Genomic DNA, 17,748 nt, shown 5'->3' on the forward strand with positions numbered 1-17,748 from the left:
GGTAGTCAGGGTCCCCTAAAGAATCCTAGACGGCCTGCGGCAGGGCAAGACCCAAAGCGGCGTTAAACCTGTCGAAAAACGTCATTTGCCGGATTTTTACGTGTTCTAGCCCACAGTTGTCGGTTTCTTTGTGCGCTTTGGACTGGCCGCAGCCTTGCGTGGAGCGCTCTTGCGTTTCTTCTTCCAGGGCGTGGCACCTCGACCTGCCGGGCTGGCGGGGCCGGTGATGGTCATGCGCATACCGTTACAGCGCGCCACCTGCTTGCTCATCCACGCCGCCTGCTTGGCAACGAATTCTTCCAGGCTCATTTCGCCGCTTTGCACCATGTCCAGCGCTTGTTCCCAGATGGCGGTGGTGCCTGGGTCGGCAATGGCGCGGGGCACCGCGTCAATCAGGCTGAACGCGGCTGGAGTTGCCGACAGGGCTTTGCCGTTTTTCACCAGGTAACCGCGGTCCAGCAAGCCCTGAATGATCCCGGCGCGAGTGGCTTCGGTGCCGATGCCAGTGGTGTCCTTGAGCTTTTGCTTGAGCAGCGGGTCTTGCACCAGTTTGGCGACGTTTTTCATCGCCTTGATCAGGTCGCCTTCGGTAAAGGGCTTGGGCGGTTGGGTCCACAGGTCCTTGAGGTTGACCTTGGCCACGGCGTAGTCCTGGCCCTGTACCAGCGTCGGCAAGGCCTGGGGGGCGGGTGCTTCACGGCCTTTGGCGGGCGCCAGTGCCTCGGGCAAGGCGCGTTTCCAGCCCGCTTCGATGATGACCTTGCCCACCGCACGCAACGCCTGGCCGGCACAGTCGAAATCTGCCTGGGTGCGGTCGTATTCATGGTTGGGCAGGAACTGCGCCAGGTAACGCGCGCGTATCAAGGTGTAGACCGCACGGTGCTTACCGGTCAGTTGGCTTAAATCCTTGCCCGCCCCAGTTGGGATGATGCCGTGGTGGGCGCTGACCTTGGCGTCATTCCAGACCCGCGAGCGGCGTTGCGGGTCGATGTGCGGCATCAATTCGTTGACCGCCGCATCCGCACGGCCTAGGGCCGCGAGAATCTTCGGCGCCTCACTGTGCTGGCTCAGCGGTAGGTAGCCGCAATCGCTGCGCGGGTAGGTGATGACCTTATGGGTTTCGTAAAGGGATTGGGCGATATCCAGGGTTTCCTGGGCGCCCAGGCCGAGCTTCTTGGAACAGATTTCCTGCAGTGTGCCAAGGTCGAAGGGCAGGGGGGCGACTTCGCGCATGCGTTCGGTGCGCAGCTTTACCAGCCGCGCCGCGTTCGCGTTGCCCATGGCGTCGGCCGCGTCCCGCGCCAGTTGCGGGTTGAGGCAGCGGCCCTGGTCGTCGCAGGCATCTTCATGGGCGCGCCACTGGGCGGTAAAGGTCATGCGCTCGTGGCGCAGGTCGACATCAATGGCCCAATACGCCACCGGTACGAAATCGGCGATGCTGCGATCACGGTCCACCACCAGGCGCAGGGTCGGGGTTTGCACCCGGCCTACCGGCAATACGCCCTGATAACCGGATTGGCGCCCCAGTAGGGTAAACAGGCGGCTCATGTTCATGCCGATCAGCCAGTCGGCGCGGGAGCGGCCCAGGGCCGAGTGATACAGGCTGAAGGTTTCGGCACCCGGCTTGAGCGCCGCCAGGGCCTTGCGAATGGAGGCCTCGTCCAGTGCCGACAGCCACAGCCGCTGGATCGGCCCACGGTAGCGGCAATGCTCCACCAGTTCACGGGCAATCATCTCGCCCTCACGGTCAGCATCGGTGGCGATCACCAGCTCCTGGGCTTCCCCCAGCAAGCGCTTGACCGCCTTGTACTGGCTGGCGGTCTTGGGCTTGACCAGCATCTTCCATTTGTCCGGCACGATCGGCAGGTCGGCCAGCACCCAGCGTTTGTATTTGGCGTCGTAGGCGTCGGGCGGGGCGGTTTCCAACAGGTGCCCGATGCACCAGGTGACAGTAACCCCGTTGCCCAGCCAGCAGCCGTCGCCGCGGCGCGTGGCGCCGAGCACGGCCGCGATATCCTTGGCCTGGGAGGGTTTTTCACAGAGGTACAGCCGCATGGTCATCACATCAGATCGGGTTGATGCCTTGCAGGATGCTTAGTCAGAAGGATTTGAGCAACCATTATCTGTATGGATGTACAGCAATATGTGTGAGCAACAACAACCAAAATGTGGGAGGGGGGCTTGCTCCCTCCCACAAGGGATCTTCGGTGTTCAAACGAACTCAGTTGTTATCGATATCCACATGCCGGGTTTCTTTGAGGCAGAACAACCCGACGATCAAGCTCACCCCAGTCACCACCACCGGATACCACAGGCCATAGAAGATATCGCCGGTGTACACCACCAGGGCAAAGGATACGGTCGGCAGGAACCCGCCAAACCAGCCGTTGCCGATATGGTAGGGCAGGGACATCGAGGTGTAGCGGATACGCGTCGGAAACAGCTCCACCATCAGCGCCGCCAATGGCCCGTAGCACATGGCCGCGATCAGGATCAGCACGACGATCAGCACCACCACCATCACCTTGTTGACCTGGGCCACGTCCGCCGAAGACGGGTAGCCGGCCAGGGTCACGGCACCACGCAGTGCCGCCTCGTCAAAGCCGTCGATGCGCACATCGCCCACGCTCACCTGCACCGGGCTGCCTGCCGGAGCGGCGGCGCTACTGTAGGGCAGGCCCTGCTTGACCAGGAAGGTCTTGACCTTGTCGCATGGGCTGTCAAAACGCGCCTTGCCCACCGGGTCGAACTGGAAAGTACAGGTGGCCGGGTCGGCCAGCACGGTAATCGGCGCCTGTCGGCTGGCCTGGTCCATCGCTGGGTTGGTGTAGTGCGCCAGGCCCTTGAAGATCGGGAAGTACAGCGCGGTCGCCAGCAGCAGGCCGAGCATCAGCACCGGCTTGCGCCCGACCTTGTCCGACAGCCAGCCAAACAGGATAAAGAACGGCGCGCCAATCACCACGCTGATGATCAGCAACATATTGGCCAGGGCCGGGTCCATGCGCAGGAACTGGGTCAGGAAGAACAGCACATAGAACTGCGCCGCGTAAAAGGTCACGGCCTGCCCGCCGTTGATACTGAACAGCGCGATCAATACGACCTTGAGGTTTTCCCATTTACCGAACGATTCGCGGATCGGCGCCTTGCTGGCCTTGCCTTCCTCTTTCATTTTCAGGAAGGCCGGCGACTCGTGCAGACTCATGCGGATCCAGGTCGAGATGCCCAGCAGCACGATGGAAAACAGGAACGGGATGCGCCAGCCCCACACTTCGAACTGATCGCCTGTGAAGTAACGGCAGGCCAGCACCACCAGCAACGACAGCAGCAGGCCGAGGGTGGCGGTGGATTGAATCCAGCTGGTATGCAGGCCGCGCTTGCCGGGTGGCGCATGTTCGGCCACATAGGTGGCGGCGCCGCCGTACTCGCCGCCCAGCGCCAGGCCCTGCAACATACGCAGTACGATCAGGATGATCGGTGCGGCAATGCCGATGCTGGCGTAGGTCGGCAGCAGCCCGACGCAGAAGGTTGCCACGCCCATCAAAATGATGGTGACCAGGAAGGTGTACTTGCGCCCGATCATGTCGCCCAGGCGGCCGAACACCAATGCTCCGAACGGGCGCACCACGAAGCCTGCGGCGAAGGCCATCAAGGCAAAGATAAACGCAGTGGTGTCGTTGACCCCGGCAAAGAACTGCTTGCTGATCACCGCCGCCAGGGCGCCGTAGAGGAAAAAGTCATACCACTCGAACACCGTCCCCAGGGACGAGGCGAAGATGACTTTTCTTGATTCGTTGGCAGTGCTTGCACTGGCCGCCGAGCCCAGGGGTTGAGCATGTTCTGACATTGGGTGTCCCTCACAGTGATTATTTATTGTTGTCCCACTGTCGGCGCCAACCTCAGCGCCGCTGTTTTTCAACTTCATATACCGTTAACGATTACGCGGGGTGCCCTGCGGTGCGCGGTGCGGGTGGGTTTTTCGCGAGCAAGCTCGCGCCTACAGTGTTCGGTGAAAGGATCAACTGCGCGGCCTTCTCCGCGATCATCAGCGTCGGTGAGCAGGTATTGCCGGAGGTGATGCGCGGCATGATCGACGCATCGGCAATGCGCAGCCCGGGAATGCCATGCACACGCAGTTGGCTGTCGACCACGGCGTCCTTGTCATCGCCCATGCGGCAGGTGCCCACCGGGTGGAAAATGGTGGTGCCGATGCGTGCCGCGGCTTCGTGCAGTTGTGCTTCGGTTTGCAGCGCATCGCCAGGCAGGTATTCCACCGGTTTGAACTGGCTCAAGGCGGGCGCGGCGACGATGCGCCGGGTCAGGCGGATGGCGTCGGCGGCCACGCGCAAGTCCTCGGGGTGGCTGAGGTAGTTGGGTTGTATCAGCGGGGCATCTGCCGGGTTGGCCGAGCGAATATCCACGCGGCCGCGGCTTTGCGGGCGCAGGTCGCAGACCGATGCGGTAAACGCCGGGAAGCCGTGCAACGGTTCGCCAAAGCGCTCCAGGGACAGCGGCTGCACATGGTATTCAAGGTTGGCCGACGTCTGCTCCGGCCCGGAGCGGGCAAATGCGCCAAGCTGGCTTGGCGCCATCGACAGCGGACCGCTGCGGTCGTACAGGTAGCGCAGGCCCATGCCCATCTTGCCCCACAGCGTGCCGGCGATCTGGTTCAGGGTACGTGCATTTTCCAGTTTGTAGATCAGGCGCAGTTGCAGGTGATCTTGCAGGTTGCCGCCCACGCCCGGCAGTTCATGCACCACATCAATGCCCAACGGTTTGAGCACGTTGGTGGGGCCGATCCCGGAACGCTGCAGAATGCCCGGTGAGCCGACGGCACCGGCGCACAATATGATCTCCTTGCGCGCTTTCCAGCTGAGCTGTCGGCCGTGTTGGCGCCCGACAACCTGGGAGGCTCGGCCATTTTCCAGCAGCACACGGTCGACCTCCACCTCCGTCAACACAGTCAGGTTGGGGCGTTGGCGGATCGGCTTGAGAAATGCCTTCGCCGCATTCCAGCGCACCCCGGCCTTCTGGTTGACCTGGAAGTAGCCGCAGCCCTCGTTGTCGCCCTGGTTGAAATCGTTGATGTTGGCGATGCCGCTCTGGGCTGCCGCCTCACGAAACGCATCGAGGATTGGCCACGACAGGCGCTGCTGCTCGACGCGCCACTCGCCACCATCGCTGTGGAATTCCGAGCCACCGGCAAAGTGGTTTTCGCTGTGTTTGAACAGCGGTAACACATCGTTCCAGGCCCAGCCCGGGTTGCCAGCTGCCGCCCAGCCGTCGTAGTCCTGAGCCTGGCCGCGCATATAGATCATGCCGTTGATCGACGAGCAGCCGCCGAGCACTTTGCCCCGTGGGTAGCTCAGGGCGCGACCTTGCAGGCCGGCCTGCGCCTCGGTTTTGAAGCACCAGTCGGTGCGCGGGTTGCCGATGCAGAACAGGTAGCCGACGGGGATATGGATCCAGGGGTAATTGTCGCGGCCACCGGCTTCCAGCAGCAGGACGCGGTGGGCCGGGTTGGCGGACAAACGATTGGCCAGCAGGCAACCGGCGGGGCCGGCGCCGACCACGATGTAATCGTATTCAGCAGTTGCAATGGGCATCTGGGGGCTCGCTTGTTTTTCTTGTTGGCCCCATCCTAGTTGTTAGTTTTCGTCTTAAAAATGTTAGTTTTTACCCAGCTGCTGTGCGTTTTTAAACAGCGCGGTCCGGGCTCAGGCAATGGAGGCGATATGTTCGACTGGAATGACCTGCGGTTTTTTCTCGAGTTGCAGCGCAGTGGCCGCCTGCTCACCGCCGCGCAACGCTTGAAAACCACGCATGCCACCGTGGCCCGGCATATCGAGGCCATCGAGAAAAGCCTCGGCACCGCGCTGTTTGTGCAACACGCCCAAGGCTACGAACTGACACCCGCGGGCGAGGCGCTGCTCAAACATGCCGAAGTCATGGAGAACGTGGCGCTGCTGGCCGAAGACGAACTCACCCACTCAGCCGCGCCCTTGGGCAAGATCCGACTGGGGGTGGCCGAAGGTCTGGGCGTGATGTTCCTCGCCGGGCGCATGGGCGGGTTGTTCGAGCGTTACCCAGGTCTGGAAGTGGAGCTGGTGGCCGTACCGCGTTTTGTCAGCATCCTCAATCGCGAAGCGGAGATCAGCATCCACCTGGAACGCCCCAGCGTCGATCAATTGGTGACACGCAAACTCACCGACTACCGCCTGGCGCTGTATGCCAGCCGCGCTTATCTTGCGTGCAACCCGCCGATCGAAAAGCGCGAAGACCTCGCCGCCCATGCCTGGATCGATTACGTCGATGACCTGCTGTTCAGCCAGGAACTGAAGTTCCTCAACAGCTTCTGTCGCAACCCCAAGGTGGTGTTCCACAGCACTAGTGTGATCGCCCAGCACCAGGCGGCGCGGTCGGGGTTGGGCATTGCCGTGTTGCCATGCTTTATGGCGGCGGGCGATAAGGATTTGGTGCCGTTGCTGCCGGCAGAGAGCATCCAGCGCAGCTACTGGATCAGCTCGCGCCGGGAGTTGCACAAGTCTGTGCGGTTGCGGGTGTTGTGGGATTATGTGGTGGAGTTGTGTGCACGGGAGCAGCGTTTGCTACTCGGCGAATCCCGCTGACACACACGGACTAAAAGGTGGGAGCTGGCTTGCCTGCGATGGCGGTGTATCAGTCACTCATGTGCAAGCTGACCCGCCGCCATCGCAGGCAAGCCAGCTCCCACATTTGATCTGAGTTTGATTTTAGAGCTTGACTACCTGATGCACCTGCTCGGCACACGCCCGAGCCTCGTCAATCATCTTGCCGAACGCATCACTGGCCACTTCAGCATGGGTCAGCCAGCGTTTCTTCTGGCTCAGGCGATAGTGGTAGCGCAGCGAGCCATCCTGCAGTTTTCCGTCCAGGTCCAGGTCGTACCAGGGCGAGCGCACTGTGCAGCCGGGGATGGCTTTTTCCATCTTCCCGCCTGTCAGGGTGTAGGTGTAGTCGTAGGTTTCCGGGTTGCCCAGGTAAAGGTCGGCCTTTTGCCCCTGACGGCGATAGTTGATGTAGCCCTCCCAACGGTCTTTCAACGACGGGTCGGTGTAGACATAGTCATTGGCCAGTTTTTCCAGGGCGCGCTGATCATTCATGCGCGCGGTGACGCTATAACCGTCATGCACCACAAAGCCGGTAGGTTCACGGGTGATCTGGCAGTCGCTGATGTCGTTGCCGAAGTTGGCGCAGATATTCTGGTCGGTGGCGGTGGTGCCTTGCTGGCGGTCGGCGACGCTCATTTGCATCAGCGGCAGGCGGCTGAAGGTGATAGTCGCCTTCACCGCGCCATCTCCCTCTTTGCCGTACTGCACCTGTTTGTCCAGGCGGATCGAGACTTCGGGGCGTTCCAGCGGGATGCGCTCTTCGCGCACCTGGCCGTGGGCGTCGTTGACCAGCACCCAGCGGTCCTGAATGTCGGGCATGATCTGGCCGGGGGCGAAGACCGGATTGGTCGGGTCAAGCCACCACACCTGGTCATTCACTTCGGCACGCACGATGGCGTGGTTAGGCGCCTGGGTACCCGGAATCAGCAAGGCATCGACCACATCGCCACGGCTCACCCAGGCGGTCTCGGCCTTGATGCCACTGGCCTTGAGCATGGCCGTCAGCAGTGTCGCCAGGTCCTTGCAGTCGCCGTAGCCATGCTGCTCGATTTCCGCCAGGCTGAATGGCACATAACCACGCTCGCTGGCCCGCCAGTCACCCAGGTAGCGGTAGTGATCATTGATGTGCTGCATCAGCGCGGCCACTTGCTCGGCCGGTGCCAGGCTGCGTGCGGCGGCCACGGCGGCGGCGGCTTGCGCCGGCAGGTTGGCGCCGAGAATCTGGTTGTAACGCTGGGCGAAATCACCGAAGTAAGCCTGGCGTTCCACGGCGCTACCGACTTCCAGGCGTGGGATGCGCAGCAGGGCGGCAGCGGAGGACTCATTGATGTAGTTGAGGTAGATCGGGGCTTTAAGCGCCACGTCCAGGGTCTTGCCGTTGCTCGAAGGGGTCACGTTGAACGCGTCGAACATTTCACTGCGCCACTGGATCGGGCGTTCGGCGGTGAAGCGCGCCTTGAAGCGGTCACGGCGGGCCGCGCCGGGGCCGAACTTGAGCACGTAATGGAACTGGGTCATCAGCGGTTTGGCCGGGTAGTGCTGGCGTACGGTGTAGCGGATCTTTGTGCCCACGCGCAAGTTGGAGAAGGCCAGGGAGGTTTGTTTGTCGCGGCTGAAGCCCTGGTCCGGGTTGGGCGCGCTGCGCGTGTCGATTTGCGTGGCCGCCAGGGGGACCGGCTTGGCGCCAGGCTGGGTGGACTGTGCGCTGATCACCTCAAAGGTATCGCCTTCGGAGTAATCGAAGTCGATGCGCGAAAGTATTTCGCGGCCGTTGGGCTTGAGGATCGTGTAGCGGTAAGTGGTGGTGCAGTCGGTACTGGCGTCGCGGTTGAAGTGGCAGTGCAATTCGGTGTCGTTGGCCAACGGCGCTTCGGCAATAGGTTGCAGGGCAGCGCTGACGGAATGGGAAACAAGCCCCAGACTGATGGCAATCAAAGGGCGGTGAAACGAAAAACGGTACATGGGCGCCTCGGGTGACACATTGAAACAGCTACCCGGCGGGTAGCGAGAAGGCGCCGGATGATAATGGGTCTCAACGGCAAAAGCCAGGATTGTTCGACAATTTATCCGTCTGAAAGGCCCGTGCTAGAGCCTTTGTTTGATTTAAGTCAGGTTTTTTGCCAGTCGGTTTCGGCAGTTTTTAAAGAAACCAGCGATATTCCCGCGCATGAATCTCTTGCTGGAAAGCCAAGTGATCCTGGCGCTTGTTCTCGCAATACACATCGACAAATTCCGCGCCCAGCTTGTCGCGCACTACCGGTTGCTGCTGCATGGCGCGCACGGCGTCGAGCATCTCCACCGGGAAATCGGTGCCGCTGTTACGGTCTTCGTTCAGCGATGTGATCGGCTCGCGCTTGGCCTCAAGCCCATGCTCCAGGCCCATCAGGATTGCCGCCAGCACCAGGTAGGGGTTGGCGTCGGCGCTGGCCAGGCGGTGCTCGATCCGCAGGTTGCGCGGGTCGGACTCGGGGATGCGCACGCACGCGTCCCGGTCTTCAAAGCCCCAGCTGGCGCGGGTGGCGGCGTTGACGGTGCCACCCAGGCGGCGCAAGGCATTGTGGTTGGGCGCGAAGATCGGCATACAGTGGGGCAGCAGTTCCAGGCAGCCGGCCACGGCGTGGCGCAGCGGTTGCTGTTGATGGGCGGCAAGCAGGTTATTGCCCGCCGCGTCGTAGAGGCTGACATGCACATGCATGCCGCTGCCGGGAAATTGCAGGTAGGGCTTGGCCATGAAACTGGCGCGGTAACCGTGCTTGAGTGCCACGCCCCGGGTGCTGCGGCAGAACAGCGCGGCCCAGTCGGCGGCGCGCAAGCCGTCGTCGCAGTGGCCAAAGTTGATCTCGAACTGGCCGGGGCCGATTTCGGCGGTGATCACGGTGATGTCGATACCCTGTTCCTGGGCGGTTTGCGCCATGTCGTCCAGCACTTCGCTGAAGCGCGAGAGCCGCTCGATATGCAGGTTGGGCTGGTCGTCGGCGTCACCACTGAGCGGGTCTCGGGCAAATTGCGGCAGGCCTTTGTCGAGCTTTTTATCGAACAGGTAGAACTCCAGCTCAAACGCTACCACCGGGTGAATGCCCTTGTGCTGCAAGCGTTCCAGCACCTTGGCCAATACTTCGCGGGGCTCGAATTCGATCGGCGCTGCGGTGCCGTCCGAGGTGATGAGCATTTGCCCCAAGGGCTGCGATTCCCAGCTCACCGGCTTCAATGTGCCCGGTACCAGGCGGCGATTGGCATCCGGGTCACCGTCGTTGAAGCAGTAGTCACCAATCTTGAACAACCCGCCCTGAGCCCCCAGCAATACCGCGTTCTGCGGCAACTTCAACGGGCTGCCGGCGGCGACTTTTTCAAGCATCTCCACCGGGTAGCGCTTGCCGTAGAAATGCCCGGGAATGTCCAGGGCGATCAGGTCGACATAACGCACGTCGGGGTGGTTCTGGCGAAAGGTCCGTACTTCGGCCAGCAACGTTGCAGATGGGCTTTTCACGGGTGCAGCTCCTAGTTGTAAACCCACAGGACGCGGGCGGGCAGGTCGGTCAGGTTGGCGTAGCGGCAGTGGGCGAAACTGGCCAGGTGGAAACTGTCGCCTTCGTAGAGGGTGACTGCATCGGGCTCACCCTCAACCCATAGGGTCAGCTCGCCTTCCAGCACAAAGCCAGCCTGCTCGGCGCGATCGCTCATGCTTTGCTCGCCGCTGTTGGCACCGGGGGCCAACAAGCTGTCGAGCATCGAGAAAGCACCGTTCATGCTCGGCGACACCAGGATATCGGTGATGCCATTGGCGTAATACACCGTGCGCCGCTCGTTGGGGCGTGTCACCCAGTCCACCGCTTTGGGTTTGGGCAGGCTGTAGAAATAGGTGGTGGGCACATCGAGGGCGTGGCTGATGGCGGTCAGGTCGGCGACGGTGGGTTGCGACAACCCGCGTTCCACTTGGGACAGAAAACCCACCGAGCGCTCGATCTTTTGCGCCAATTGCGCCAGGGTGAGTTTCTTGTGCTTGCGCAGGTCATGGATCAGGGTCGCGAGAGTGGCGAGTTCTTGTTGCTGGTTCATGAAATTTAGTTCGAATAATTTCATGAAAAATTACAGGATTAATTTCATGGAGGCAATCGGGGTGGAACTCAAAGCGCATTTATTCTCGCTGGGACAGGAGCTGCAGGGCTGTACTACGCGATCGGATGCGGATCGATTGGGACAATTGTTGGCCGGACTGTATGGGTCAGCAAGGCCGAGCTGGCCACAGGGGAAACTGAGCGGGCTGAATGATTCTGCGCCGCCGCGGTCGGAACCTGGGTACGCACCATTAATTGAAGGAGCACCCATGAAGTCGAAAACCTTAGCCGCTTGCCTGCTGGTCGCTGCCAGCTTTTCCACCGCCAGCGCTGTAGTGCAAGCCGGCGATACCCCTCAGGAAACCGTGCAACCTTCAAACATCAACGCCCGTGATTTGAAAGAGGGTGATCGCGCCCCGGACATGTTGATGCGCGAGGAATCAGCGATTAAAGACTGGAAAAAGCGCGGCCTCAAACAGCCTGAGGATGAGAGCCAATGGGCGCGTGTAGGCGACAAGTACGTCCTGCTCAAGACCACCAACGGCACTATCCTTGAGATTACGCCGGTCAAGAAATAATTCTGCCGGGCCACCTGCTCGTTTCGTGGTTCATGCGTTAAGGTAACCGACCGCAATGGTCGCGTTACCTTCACAGGAAAGAAGCAGGATGCTTGCCACAATAAGAACCTACCCGCGCACCGTGAACCTGCTGCTGTGCGCCACCTTGCTGCTGACGTTGGCCAAGGCCATCACCTTTCCCTACCTGGTGATCTACCTCACCAGCCACTTCGCCCTGGACATTAGCCAGGTTGGCCTGGTGATCGGCAGTTCGCTGATCGTCGGCTCGCTGCTCAGCGTATACGGCGGTTTCCTGGTCGACCGCATCAACAGTTATCGGCTGTTGCTCGCATTGAGCCTGGTGTTTGTACTGGGATTTATCGGCACGCTGTTGGCGCAGGATATCTGGGCGTTCTATGGCTGCCTGATCCTGATCAACCTGGCCTACGCGGTCATCGACATTGCGGTGAAAGCCGGTTTCGCCAGCCTGCTGCCCGAAGACGCACGCAGTGAAGTGTTTTCCATCAAATACACCCTCACCAATATCGGTTATGCCGTGGGGCCGGCCTTCGGGGCGATGGTGGCCAAGCTGGATATCAGCCTGCCGTTTATTCTGTCGGCACTGCTGGGGCTCGGTTTTTTCCTGCTGTATTGGCGGTGGGGCGACCGCACCTTGGCCACTGTGGATGCCACGCAAAAACCGGTGCCGTTTCTGGCCGTCGCCCGCGTGCTGCTGCAAGATCGTCGCCTGGTGTGTTTCACCCTCGGCGGTTTGCTCAGTGCGGTGGTGTTCGGCCAGTTCACGGCCTACCTGTCTCAATACCTGGTTACCACCACCACCGCCGAATACACCTACACCGTGATCAGCGCAGTGCTGACCACCAACGCCGTGCTGGTGATTGCCTTGCAGTACCTGATTGGTCGGCGCATCTCGCATCGCTATCTCAGCCAGTGGCTGATCGCGGGCTTGAGCATGTTCATGCTGGGGTTGATCGGGTTCGCGCTGTCCACCAGCGTGTTGTGGTGGGTATTGGCAATGGCGGTGTTTACCGTGGGAGAAATCATTGTGTTCCCGGCCGAGTACATGTTTATCGACCGAATCGCCCCGGACCACCTGCGGGGCATGTATTACGGGGCGCAGAACTTGTCCAATCTTGGTGCCGCGCTGGGGCCGGTGCTGTGTGGTCTGGTGCTGGCCAGCCTGCCGGCCCACTACATGTTCTACATGCTGGGGGCGTTTATCGTTGGCGGCGGGGTGTTCTATTTCATGGGAGCGGCGATGAAGGCAAATCATCCAGTGTGAGCTTGCCGACGTTGTTGCTTTGCAGTTCGTAGCGCAACTCATCCACCATCTTCGCCACTTCCTGGGGGGTTTGCAGGCGGTTGGTGCTGATGCCGGTAACCACCAGGTCGACACGGCCGGTTTCTGCGTCGTAGACCTTGAGGGTCAGGGACGCATCCCGGCACAGGGTGAATTCGCACGTCAGCGGTGACAGGCCTTCTTCGATGCAGTTGCGCAGTTGAGAGAGGGTAAACATGCAGGTTCCTTCAAGGCATAAATACGATCCCTTGAAGGTTATGGCGTGCACCCTCGCGCCATAAGGCGAATTCGCACTAGGTGAACTAGTGCATTTGCAAGGGTCAGGGTTTGGTTTTAAGGCGCAATTCACCGGCGAACAGCCCACGTTCACGGGCCCACACGATGGCCGCGCTGCGGCTGTGCACCCCCAGCTTGGAATACACCGTGGCAACGTGGTTGCGTACGGTATTGGGCGCCAGTTTCAGGCGCGAGGCGATTTCCTTGTCTGCCAGGCCCTCGCAGATCAGGCCCAGCACATCACGCTCACGGGCGGTCAGGTCGGTGAATGAGACATTCGGCAGGTTGGGGCTGTTGACGCTCTTGGCGTTGGCCAGTTTCTCGATCAGGGTCTGGCTGAACCAGGACGCGTCCTGCATGACTTCCTCGATGGCCGCCACCAGTTCCAGCTCCGAACGTTTGCGTTCGGTGATGTTCATCAGCACCATCAGGTAGCAGGGCACGTCCTGGATGATCACCGTATCGGCTGACACCACGCAGTCGATCACCTCGTTGCCTTTCTTGCGCACCTTGAGGTCCTGGCCGTCCAGGTTGCCGGCTTTTTCCAGGGTGGCGAACAACTGCGCGCCGGCCTGGGGGCTGTCGATAAAGTTGATGTCTTCGATGGATTTGCCGATCAACTCCTCGCTGATGTAGCCGGTGATGGTCATGAAGGCTTCGTTGACATCCACCACCTGGCGGTTGTCGGCGCTGCACACCAGGGTCGGCACCGGCGTCAGGCGGAAGGATTTGGCGAAGCGCTCTTCACTCTGGCGCAGGGCAACTTCCGCTTTGCGTCGCGGCTCAAGGTCAGTGAAGGAAAACAACATGCAGTCTTCCTCGTTCATGTCCAACGGTTGGCCGGCGACAATCACCAGTTTGCTGCCACCTTCGGGCAATCTCAGTTCGGCCTGCATTTGCGGAATAGTTGCGCCTTCGCCCAGGCGCTGGATCGCCAGGTCTTTGCGCTCGGCCTGTTCCAGCACGTCCAGTTCATACACGGATTTGCCGATGACCTGGTCGCGGTTGTAGCCGGTCATCTCCAGGAAACCCTGGTTGACCTTGATGTAGCGCAGGTCGCTGAGGCGGCAGATCACGGCGGGTGCGGGGTTGGCGTTGAAGGTTTTTTCAAAGCGTTGCTCGGCGCTCGCCCATTCGGTGGCGTCGCTGAGGATCAGCACCAGCAACTCCGGCTCACCCTGCGCGTCGGACAGTATCAGGCTGCGCAAGCGGTGCACCCAGTAGCGACTCTCGTCGGCGGCAGGGGTGACTTCCACCACCACATCGCTGAAATCTTCACCAGCGGCCACGCGGCTTAACGGGTAGCTGTCCAGCTGTAAAGGATGGTTATTGCGATAGCGCAAGGCGAAACGCTCGGCGTAGGCCTCGGTATTGGCGCCCAGGTCTTCGACGGCGCTGACCCCGTGCATGGTCAAGGCAGCGTCATTGGCCCAGAGGATGGTCTGGTCGACCTCGGCCAGAATCACACCGTCGGACAACCCGGAAATGATCTGCTGCAACTGGCGGCGATTGGTTTCTTTGGCGAGAACATCCTGGGTCATAACGTCTCCGAGGGGGCGAGGCTTGAGTGCATTCGAGTACGACATCCCGGCTTCAGGATAGTGCAGAGAATTTGCCTCGGGGGGAGTGCGAATGCACCAGCCGGTCTGGTGCATATGGGCCAGGACTGAACGTATGTCGTTTCGCCACACTCACACTCAACAAGGCGTATTGCCTTGCTCCCAAATTTGAAAAGGACCTTTGTATGACCACTGTCTATGAAACCAATCGATCGCTATTTCGTGTGTCATGGAGCTCGGTATTGGCCGGTAGTGCAATCGCACTGGTGACCTACCTGGTGTTGAGTGTGTTGGGGACGGCTATCGGCGCCAGCGCCGTTGACCCGATGGAAGCAGGCAACCCGTTGAGCGGCTTCGGCACGGGTGCGGGTATCTGGTTGTTTGTCTCGACCTTGGTCGCCATCGCATTGGGTGCGTTTGTGGCTGGACGTACGGCGCCGGATCGCGGCGGCCTGCACGGGGTGCTGACCTGGACCCTGACCACCTTGTTGACCACCTGGCTGTTGGCAGGCTTGGCTTCCAGCGTCGTCGGCACTGCCGGCAACGTCGTGGGTAAAGGCTTGTCTGCTGCCGGCAGTGGCATTGCGGCCGCAGCGCCGGGGATCGGCAACAGCATCAAGCAGCAGCTGAACGAGCAGGGGATCGAGCTGGACTGGAACAGCCTGCAAGGCCAACTCGATACCTTGCTCAAGCAAAGCGGCAAGGCGGAATTGGACCCGGCCAACGTTGAGCAAAAAGCCGACCAGGCGGCTGCCGATGGCAAACAGTCGGCCACCGATGCAGCGACCAACCCTGCTCAGGCCGGTGACGAGCTCAAGCAGTGGTTTGAACGCGTGAAAGCGTCCGGCGAGCCAGCCTTGAATGCAGCGGATAAAGAGGCCCTGGTCAACATCGTTGCGGCCCGTACCGGCAAGAGCAAAGAAGAAGCCACCCAGATTGTCGACAACTATGCCCAGGCTTATCAGCAAGCCATGCAGAAGGTCGATGAGCTGAAAAAACAGGCCGAACAAAAAGCCCGTGAAGCCGGTGAAGTGGCGGCCAAGCAATTGTCCCGCGCTGCCTGGAGCACCTTGGCCATGCTGCTGTTGGGCGCGGCCTTGAGCTTCTTTATCGGTCGTATCGCGTTGACTACCCGTCGCGTGCCTTTGGCGTAAAACTGTCTGCGGCAAGGACGCCGCCTGTGGGAACGGGTAAAATGCTGGCCTTTTACCCGTATCCCGCAAAGGTGCCCCTTGAGCGCAGGCAAAGCCGTTGGACTGTTATTACTCACTTCTCTGTTGGCGGCGTGCGGCACCTCGCCGCCACGCACGCCCAACGACCTGTGCGGCATCTTTCGCGAAAAAGATGACTGGTACGACGCCGCCAAGGTCACGCAAAAGCGCTGGGGCGTGCCGATCCAGGTGCCGTTTGCGATCATGTATCAGGAGTCGGGCTTTCGCTACGACGCCAAGACCCCGCGTAAATACCTGTTGTGGATCATCCCCTGGGGCCGAGTGTCCACCGCTGCGGGCTACGCCCAGGCCAAGGATGAAGTGTGGAACGACTACCGCAAAGCCACCGGCCGCAGTGGTGCTGATCGCGAAGACTTCGACGACGCCATCGACTTTATCGGCTGGTACATGGACAAGACGTACACCATCAACGGTGTCTACAAATACGACGCCTACGGCCAATACCTGAACTACCACGAAGGCTGGGGCGGCTATCGCCAGCGCACCTACGCCAGCAAAGCCTGGCTGCCGCCGGTAGCGAGCAAGGTACAGGCGCGCTCGCAGATGTATGCGCGGCAATATGCCGGGTGCAAGGATGAGTTGGGGCGAGGCTTCTGGAGCCGGTTCTGGCATTGGTTGTAGAAACCGGGGCTGCACGCAAATCAAAATGTGGGAGGGGGCTTGCTCCCGATAGCAGGGTGTCAGTCAATGATGCAGGGGCTGATGCACCGCCATCGGGAGCAAGCCCCCTCCCACAGTAGATTGCGGTACGGCGCTGGTTCTGTGGCGAGGCTGTTGGCAGCCTGACAGCGGACGGCTATCTAATTGGCAGTGACCAACGAAGACTAGCCACGTGATTCGAACGGCGCAAGCGGTTGGGATTCTCTCGCAAGGGTCCTTCAAGTTAAAGGGAAATGTCATTGTTCCGACTGTTCCTACGCTTGCCAAACCCAGCCGAATCTGGGAAAACCCAGCCTTTCACCCTTCAATGAGACCCCCATGAGCAACGACGAACTGCAAGTCACCGACATCCGCCTGGGCACTGGCAAAACCGTGGTCAAGGGCGCGCTGATCACCACCCAGTACACCGGCACCCTGGAAGATGGCACGGTGTTCGATTCGTCTTGGGAGCGGGGCAAACCGTTCCAGTGTGTGATCGGTACCGGTCGCGTGATCAAGGGTTGGGACCAGGGCTTGATGGGCATGCGGGTTGGTGGCCTGCGCGCCTTGTACGTACCGGCGCACCTGGCCTATGGCGAGCGCTCGATGGGCGCGCATATCAAACCCAACAGTAACCTGCGTTTCGAGATTGAACTGCTGGAAGTGCTGACGCGGGATGATTGAAGAGATTGAATATGGCCTCATATGGAGGCGGCGCTTGATTTCTCCAGCTCCTTGCTTTCAACCGTGATCCCAAATCTGCCGTACAGCTCCTTTCGCCCCTTGGGCGTCAAGGCCAATGCTCGACTATCAAGGTCCTGGATCACCCATTTGCGGCTTATAACGGCTTGTAGAACAGCGGCCCCCAGTGCGCCGCCGAGGTGAGGGCGGCGCATGCTCCAATCCAGGCATGAGCAAGCGAAACGACGTCGCTGTGCCCTTACGGTTTCTATCTCGACACCGAGCCCTGTCATCGCTTTTTCGCCCTCTGCGGTGAGCTGATACGTACCGTCACCAGCGACTGGCATGCTCAACCAGCCGGCGTCGATGAAATAGTCGTGCAGTTGTACAGCCAGGGATCCTGCCATGTGGTCATAACAGGTCCGCGCCAACTGCAATCGACTGGGGGCCGGCGAAACGAACTGGGTCTGCGCGTTTCGGCTGATCACCATGAGAGCTTCAATAGCTTGGGCCACGTGCGCGTCTGCCAGGCTGAAGTAGCGGTGCCTGCCCTGCGTGTTCAGTTTTATCAAACCGTCCTCTTTGAGCCTTGCCAAGTGCGCGCTCGCCGTGGATGCGCTGACGTCGGCGATGACTGCCAATTCGGTGCTGGTACGGGCGTGACCGTCCATCAGCGAACAAAGCATTTTCGTCCTCGCGGGCTCCGCAATGGCGCCTGCGACACGGGAAACAGCAGTGTCATTGCTTTGGGAATCCATATTTCGTTCCTGAGCGAATTGTG

At 60.6% G+C, this 17,748-nt stretch carries 15 protein-coding genes; 6 read left to right on the forward strand and 9 right to left on the reverse strand.

The features are described 5' to 3' along the window. Positions 1-105: 105 nt before the first annotated feature. The 3 genes from PSEBG33_RS16830 to PSEBG33_RS16820 all read right to left on the reverse strand — a co-directional run bounded on the left by PSEBG33_RS16830 (position 106) and on the right by PSEBG33_RS16820 (position 5,603). Positions 106-2,055: a DNA topoisomerase III gene (locus PSEBG33_RS16830; RefSeq protein ID WP_005786941.1), complete on the reverse strand. Its 1,950-nt coding sequence runs from the start codon at positions 2,053-2,055 to the stop codon at positions 106-108. Positions 2,056-2,221: 166 nt separating this feature from the next. Beyond that, the gene (locus PSEBG33_RS16825) at positions 2,222-3,844 is read right to left on the reverse strand and encodes an MFS transporter (RefSeq protein WP_005786943.1); all 1,623 of its coding nucleotides are present in this window, start codon (positions 3,842-3,844) and stop codon (positions 2,222-2,224) included. Positions 3,845-3,935: 91 nt separating this feature from the next. Continuing rightward, positions 3,936-5,603, reverse strand: coding sequence for a GMC family oxidoreductase (locus PSEBG33_RS16820; RefSeq protein WP_005786944.1), 1,668 nt, complete (start codon positions 5,601-5,603; stop codon positions 3,936-3,938). A 129-nt stretch (positions 5,604-5,732) separates the two neighbouring features. Between PSEBG33_RS16820 and PSEBG33_RS16815 the strand changes: the two genes are divergently transcribed. Further along, complete coding sequence (locus tag PSEBG33_RS16815; protein WP_005786946.1) at positions 5,733-6,626, forward strand: LysR family transcriptional regulator; 894 nt, start codon at positions 5,733-5,735, stop codon at positions 6,624-6,626. 123 nt (positions 6,627-6,749) lie between these two features. Here PSEBG33_RS16815 and PSEBG33_RS16810 read toward each other — a convergent pair whose 3' ends face one another. From PSEBG33_RS16810 to PSEBG33_RS16800, 3 genes are all read right to left on the reverse strand, one after another. Then, positions 6,750-8,609, reverse strand: a complete 1,860-nt coding sequence (locus PSEBG33_RS16810) for a DUF3857 domain-containing transglutaminase family protein (protein WP_005786948.1) — start codon at positions 8,607-8,609, stop codon at positions 6,750-6,752. A 178-nt stretch (positions 8,610-8,787) separates the two neighbouring features. After that, a complete protein-coding gene (locus tag PSEBG33_RS16805; protein ID WP_005786950.1) occupies positions 8,788-10,134 on the reverse strand; it encodes a glutamine synthetase family protein in 1,347 nt (448 codons plus the stop codon). A gap of 11 nt (positions 10,135-10,145) precedes the next feature. Further along, positions 10,146-10,703 (reverse strand): helix-turn-helix domain-containing protein, encoded by a 558-nt coding sequence (locus PSEBG33_RS16800; protein ID WP_032803410.1) that lies wholly within the window; start codon positions 10,701-10,703, stop codon positions 10,146-10,148. Positions 10,704-10,971: 268 nt separating this feature from the next. On the opposite strand from PSEBG33_RS16800, the gene PSEBG33_RS16795 reads away from it, so the two are divergent. Both PSEBG33_RS16795 and PSEBG33_RS16790 read left to right on the forward strand, forming a co-directional pair. Continuing rightward, a complete protein-coding gene (locus tag PSEBG33_RS16795) occupies positions 10,972-11,280 on the forward strand; it encodes an RcnB family protein (RefSeq protein WP_005786954.1) in 309 nt (102 codons plus the stop codon). Between the two features lie 88 nt (positions 11,281-11,368). Continuing rightward, entirely contained in the window at positions 11,369-12,562 is a 1,194-nt protein-coding gene (locus PSEBG33_RS16790) for an MFS transporter (protein WP_005786955.1), read from the forward strand. On the opposite strand, the gene PSEBG33_RS16785 is transcribed toward PSEBG33_RS16790, so the two are convergent. Then, a complete protein-coding gene (locus tag PSEBG33_RS16785; RefSeq protein WP_005786957.1) occupies positions 12,525-12,797 on the reverse strand; it encodes a DUF1652 domain-containing protein in 273 nt (90 codons plus the stop codon). The genes PSEBG33_RS16790 and PSEBG33_RS16785 overlap by 38 nt on opposite strands. Positions 12,798-12,900: 103 nt before the next feature. Beyond that, positions 12,901-14,397, reverse strand: coding sequence for a PAS domain S-box protein (locus PSEBG33_RS16780; RefSeq protein WP_005786959.1), 1,497 nt, complete (start codon positions 14,395-14,397; stop codon positions 12,901-12,903). Positions 14,398-14,600: 203 nt separating this feature from the next. Here PSEBG33_RS16780 and PSEBG33_RS16775 point away from each other — a divergent pair, with 203 nt between their 5' ends. The 3 genes from PSEBG33_RS16775 to PSEBG33_RS16765 all read left to right on the forward strand — a co-directional run bounded on the left by PSEBG33_RS16775 (position 14,601) and on the right by PSEBG33_RS16765 (position 16,970). Further along, complete coding sequence (locus PSEBG33_RS16775) at positions 14,601-15,569, forward strand: hypothetical protein (protein WP_019821429.1); 969 nt, start codon at positions 14,601-14,603, stop codon at positions 15,567-15,569. A 78-nt stretch (positions 15,570-15,647) separates the two neighbouring features. Beyond that, positions 15,648-16,268 carry a hypothetical protein gene (locus PSEBG33_RS16770; protein ID WP_005786964.1) on the forward strand — a complete coding sequence of 207 codons (621 nt, stop codon included), beginning with the start codon at positions 15,648-15,650 and terminating at the stop codon, positions 16,266-16,268. 357 nt (positions 16,269-16,625) lie between these two features. Continuing rightward, a complete protein-coding gene (locus PSEBG33_RS16765) occupies positions 16,626-16,970 on the forward strand; it encodes an FKBP-type peptidyl-prolyl cis-trans isomerase (RefSeq protein WP_005786966.1) in 345 nt (114 codons plus the stop codon). A 17-nt stretch (positions 16,971-16,987) separates the two neighbouring features. Here PSEBG33_RS16765 and PSEBG33_RS16760 read toward each other — a convergent pair whose 3' ends face one another. Next, on the reverse strand, positions 16,988-17,725 hold the full coding sequence (locus PSEBG33_RS16760; protein WP_005786968.1) for an ArsR/SmtB family transcription factor: 738 nt from the start codon (positions 17,723-17,725) through the stop codon (positions 16,988-16,990). Positions 17,726-17,748: the final 23 nt, after the last annotated feature.

It is taken from the genome of Pseudomonas synxantha BG33R (assembly GCF_000263715.2).
Lineage (GTDB): Bacteria > Pseudomonadota > Gammaproteobacteria > Pseudomonadales > Pseudomonadaceae > Aquipseudomonas > Aquipseudomonas synxantha_A.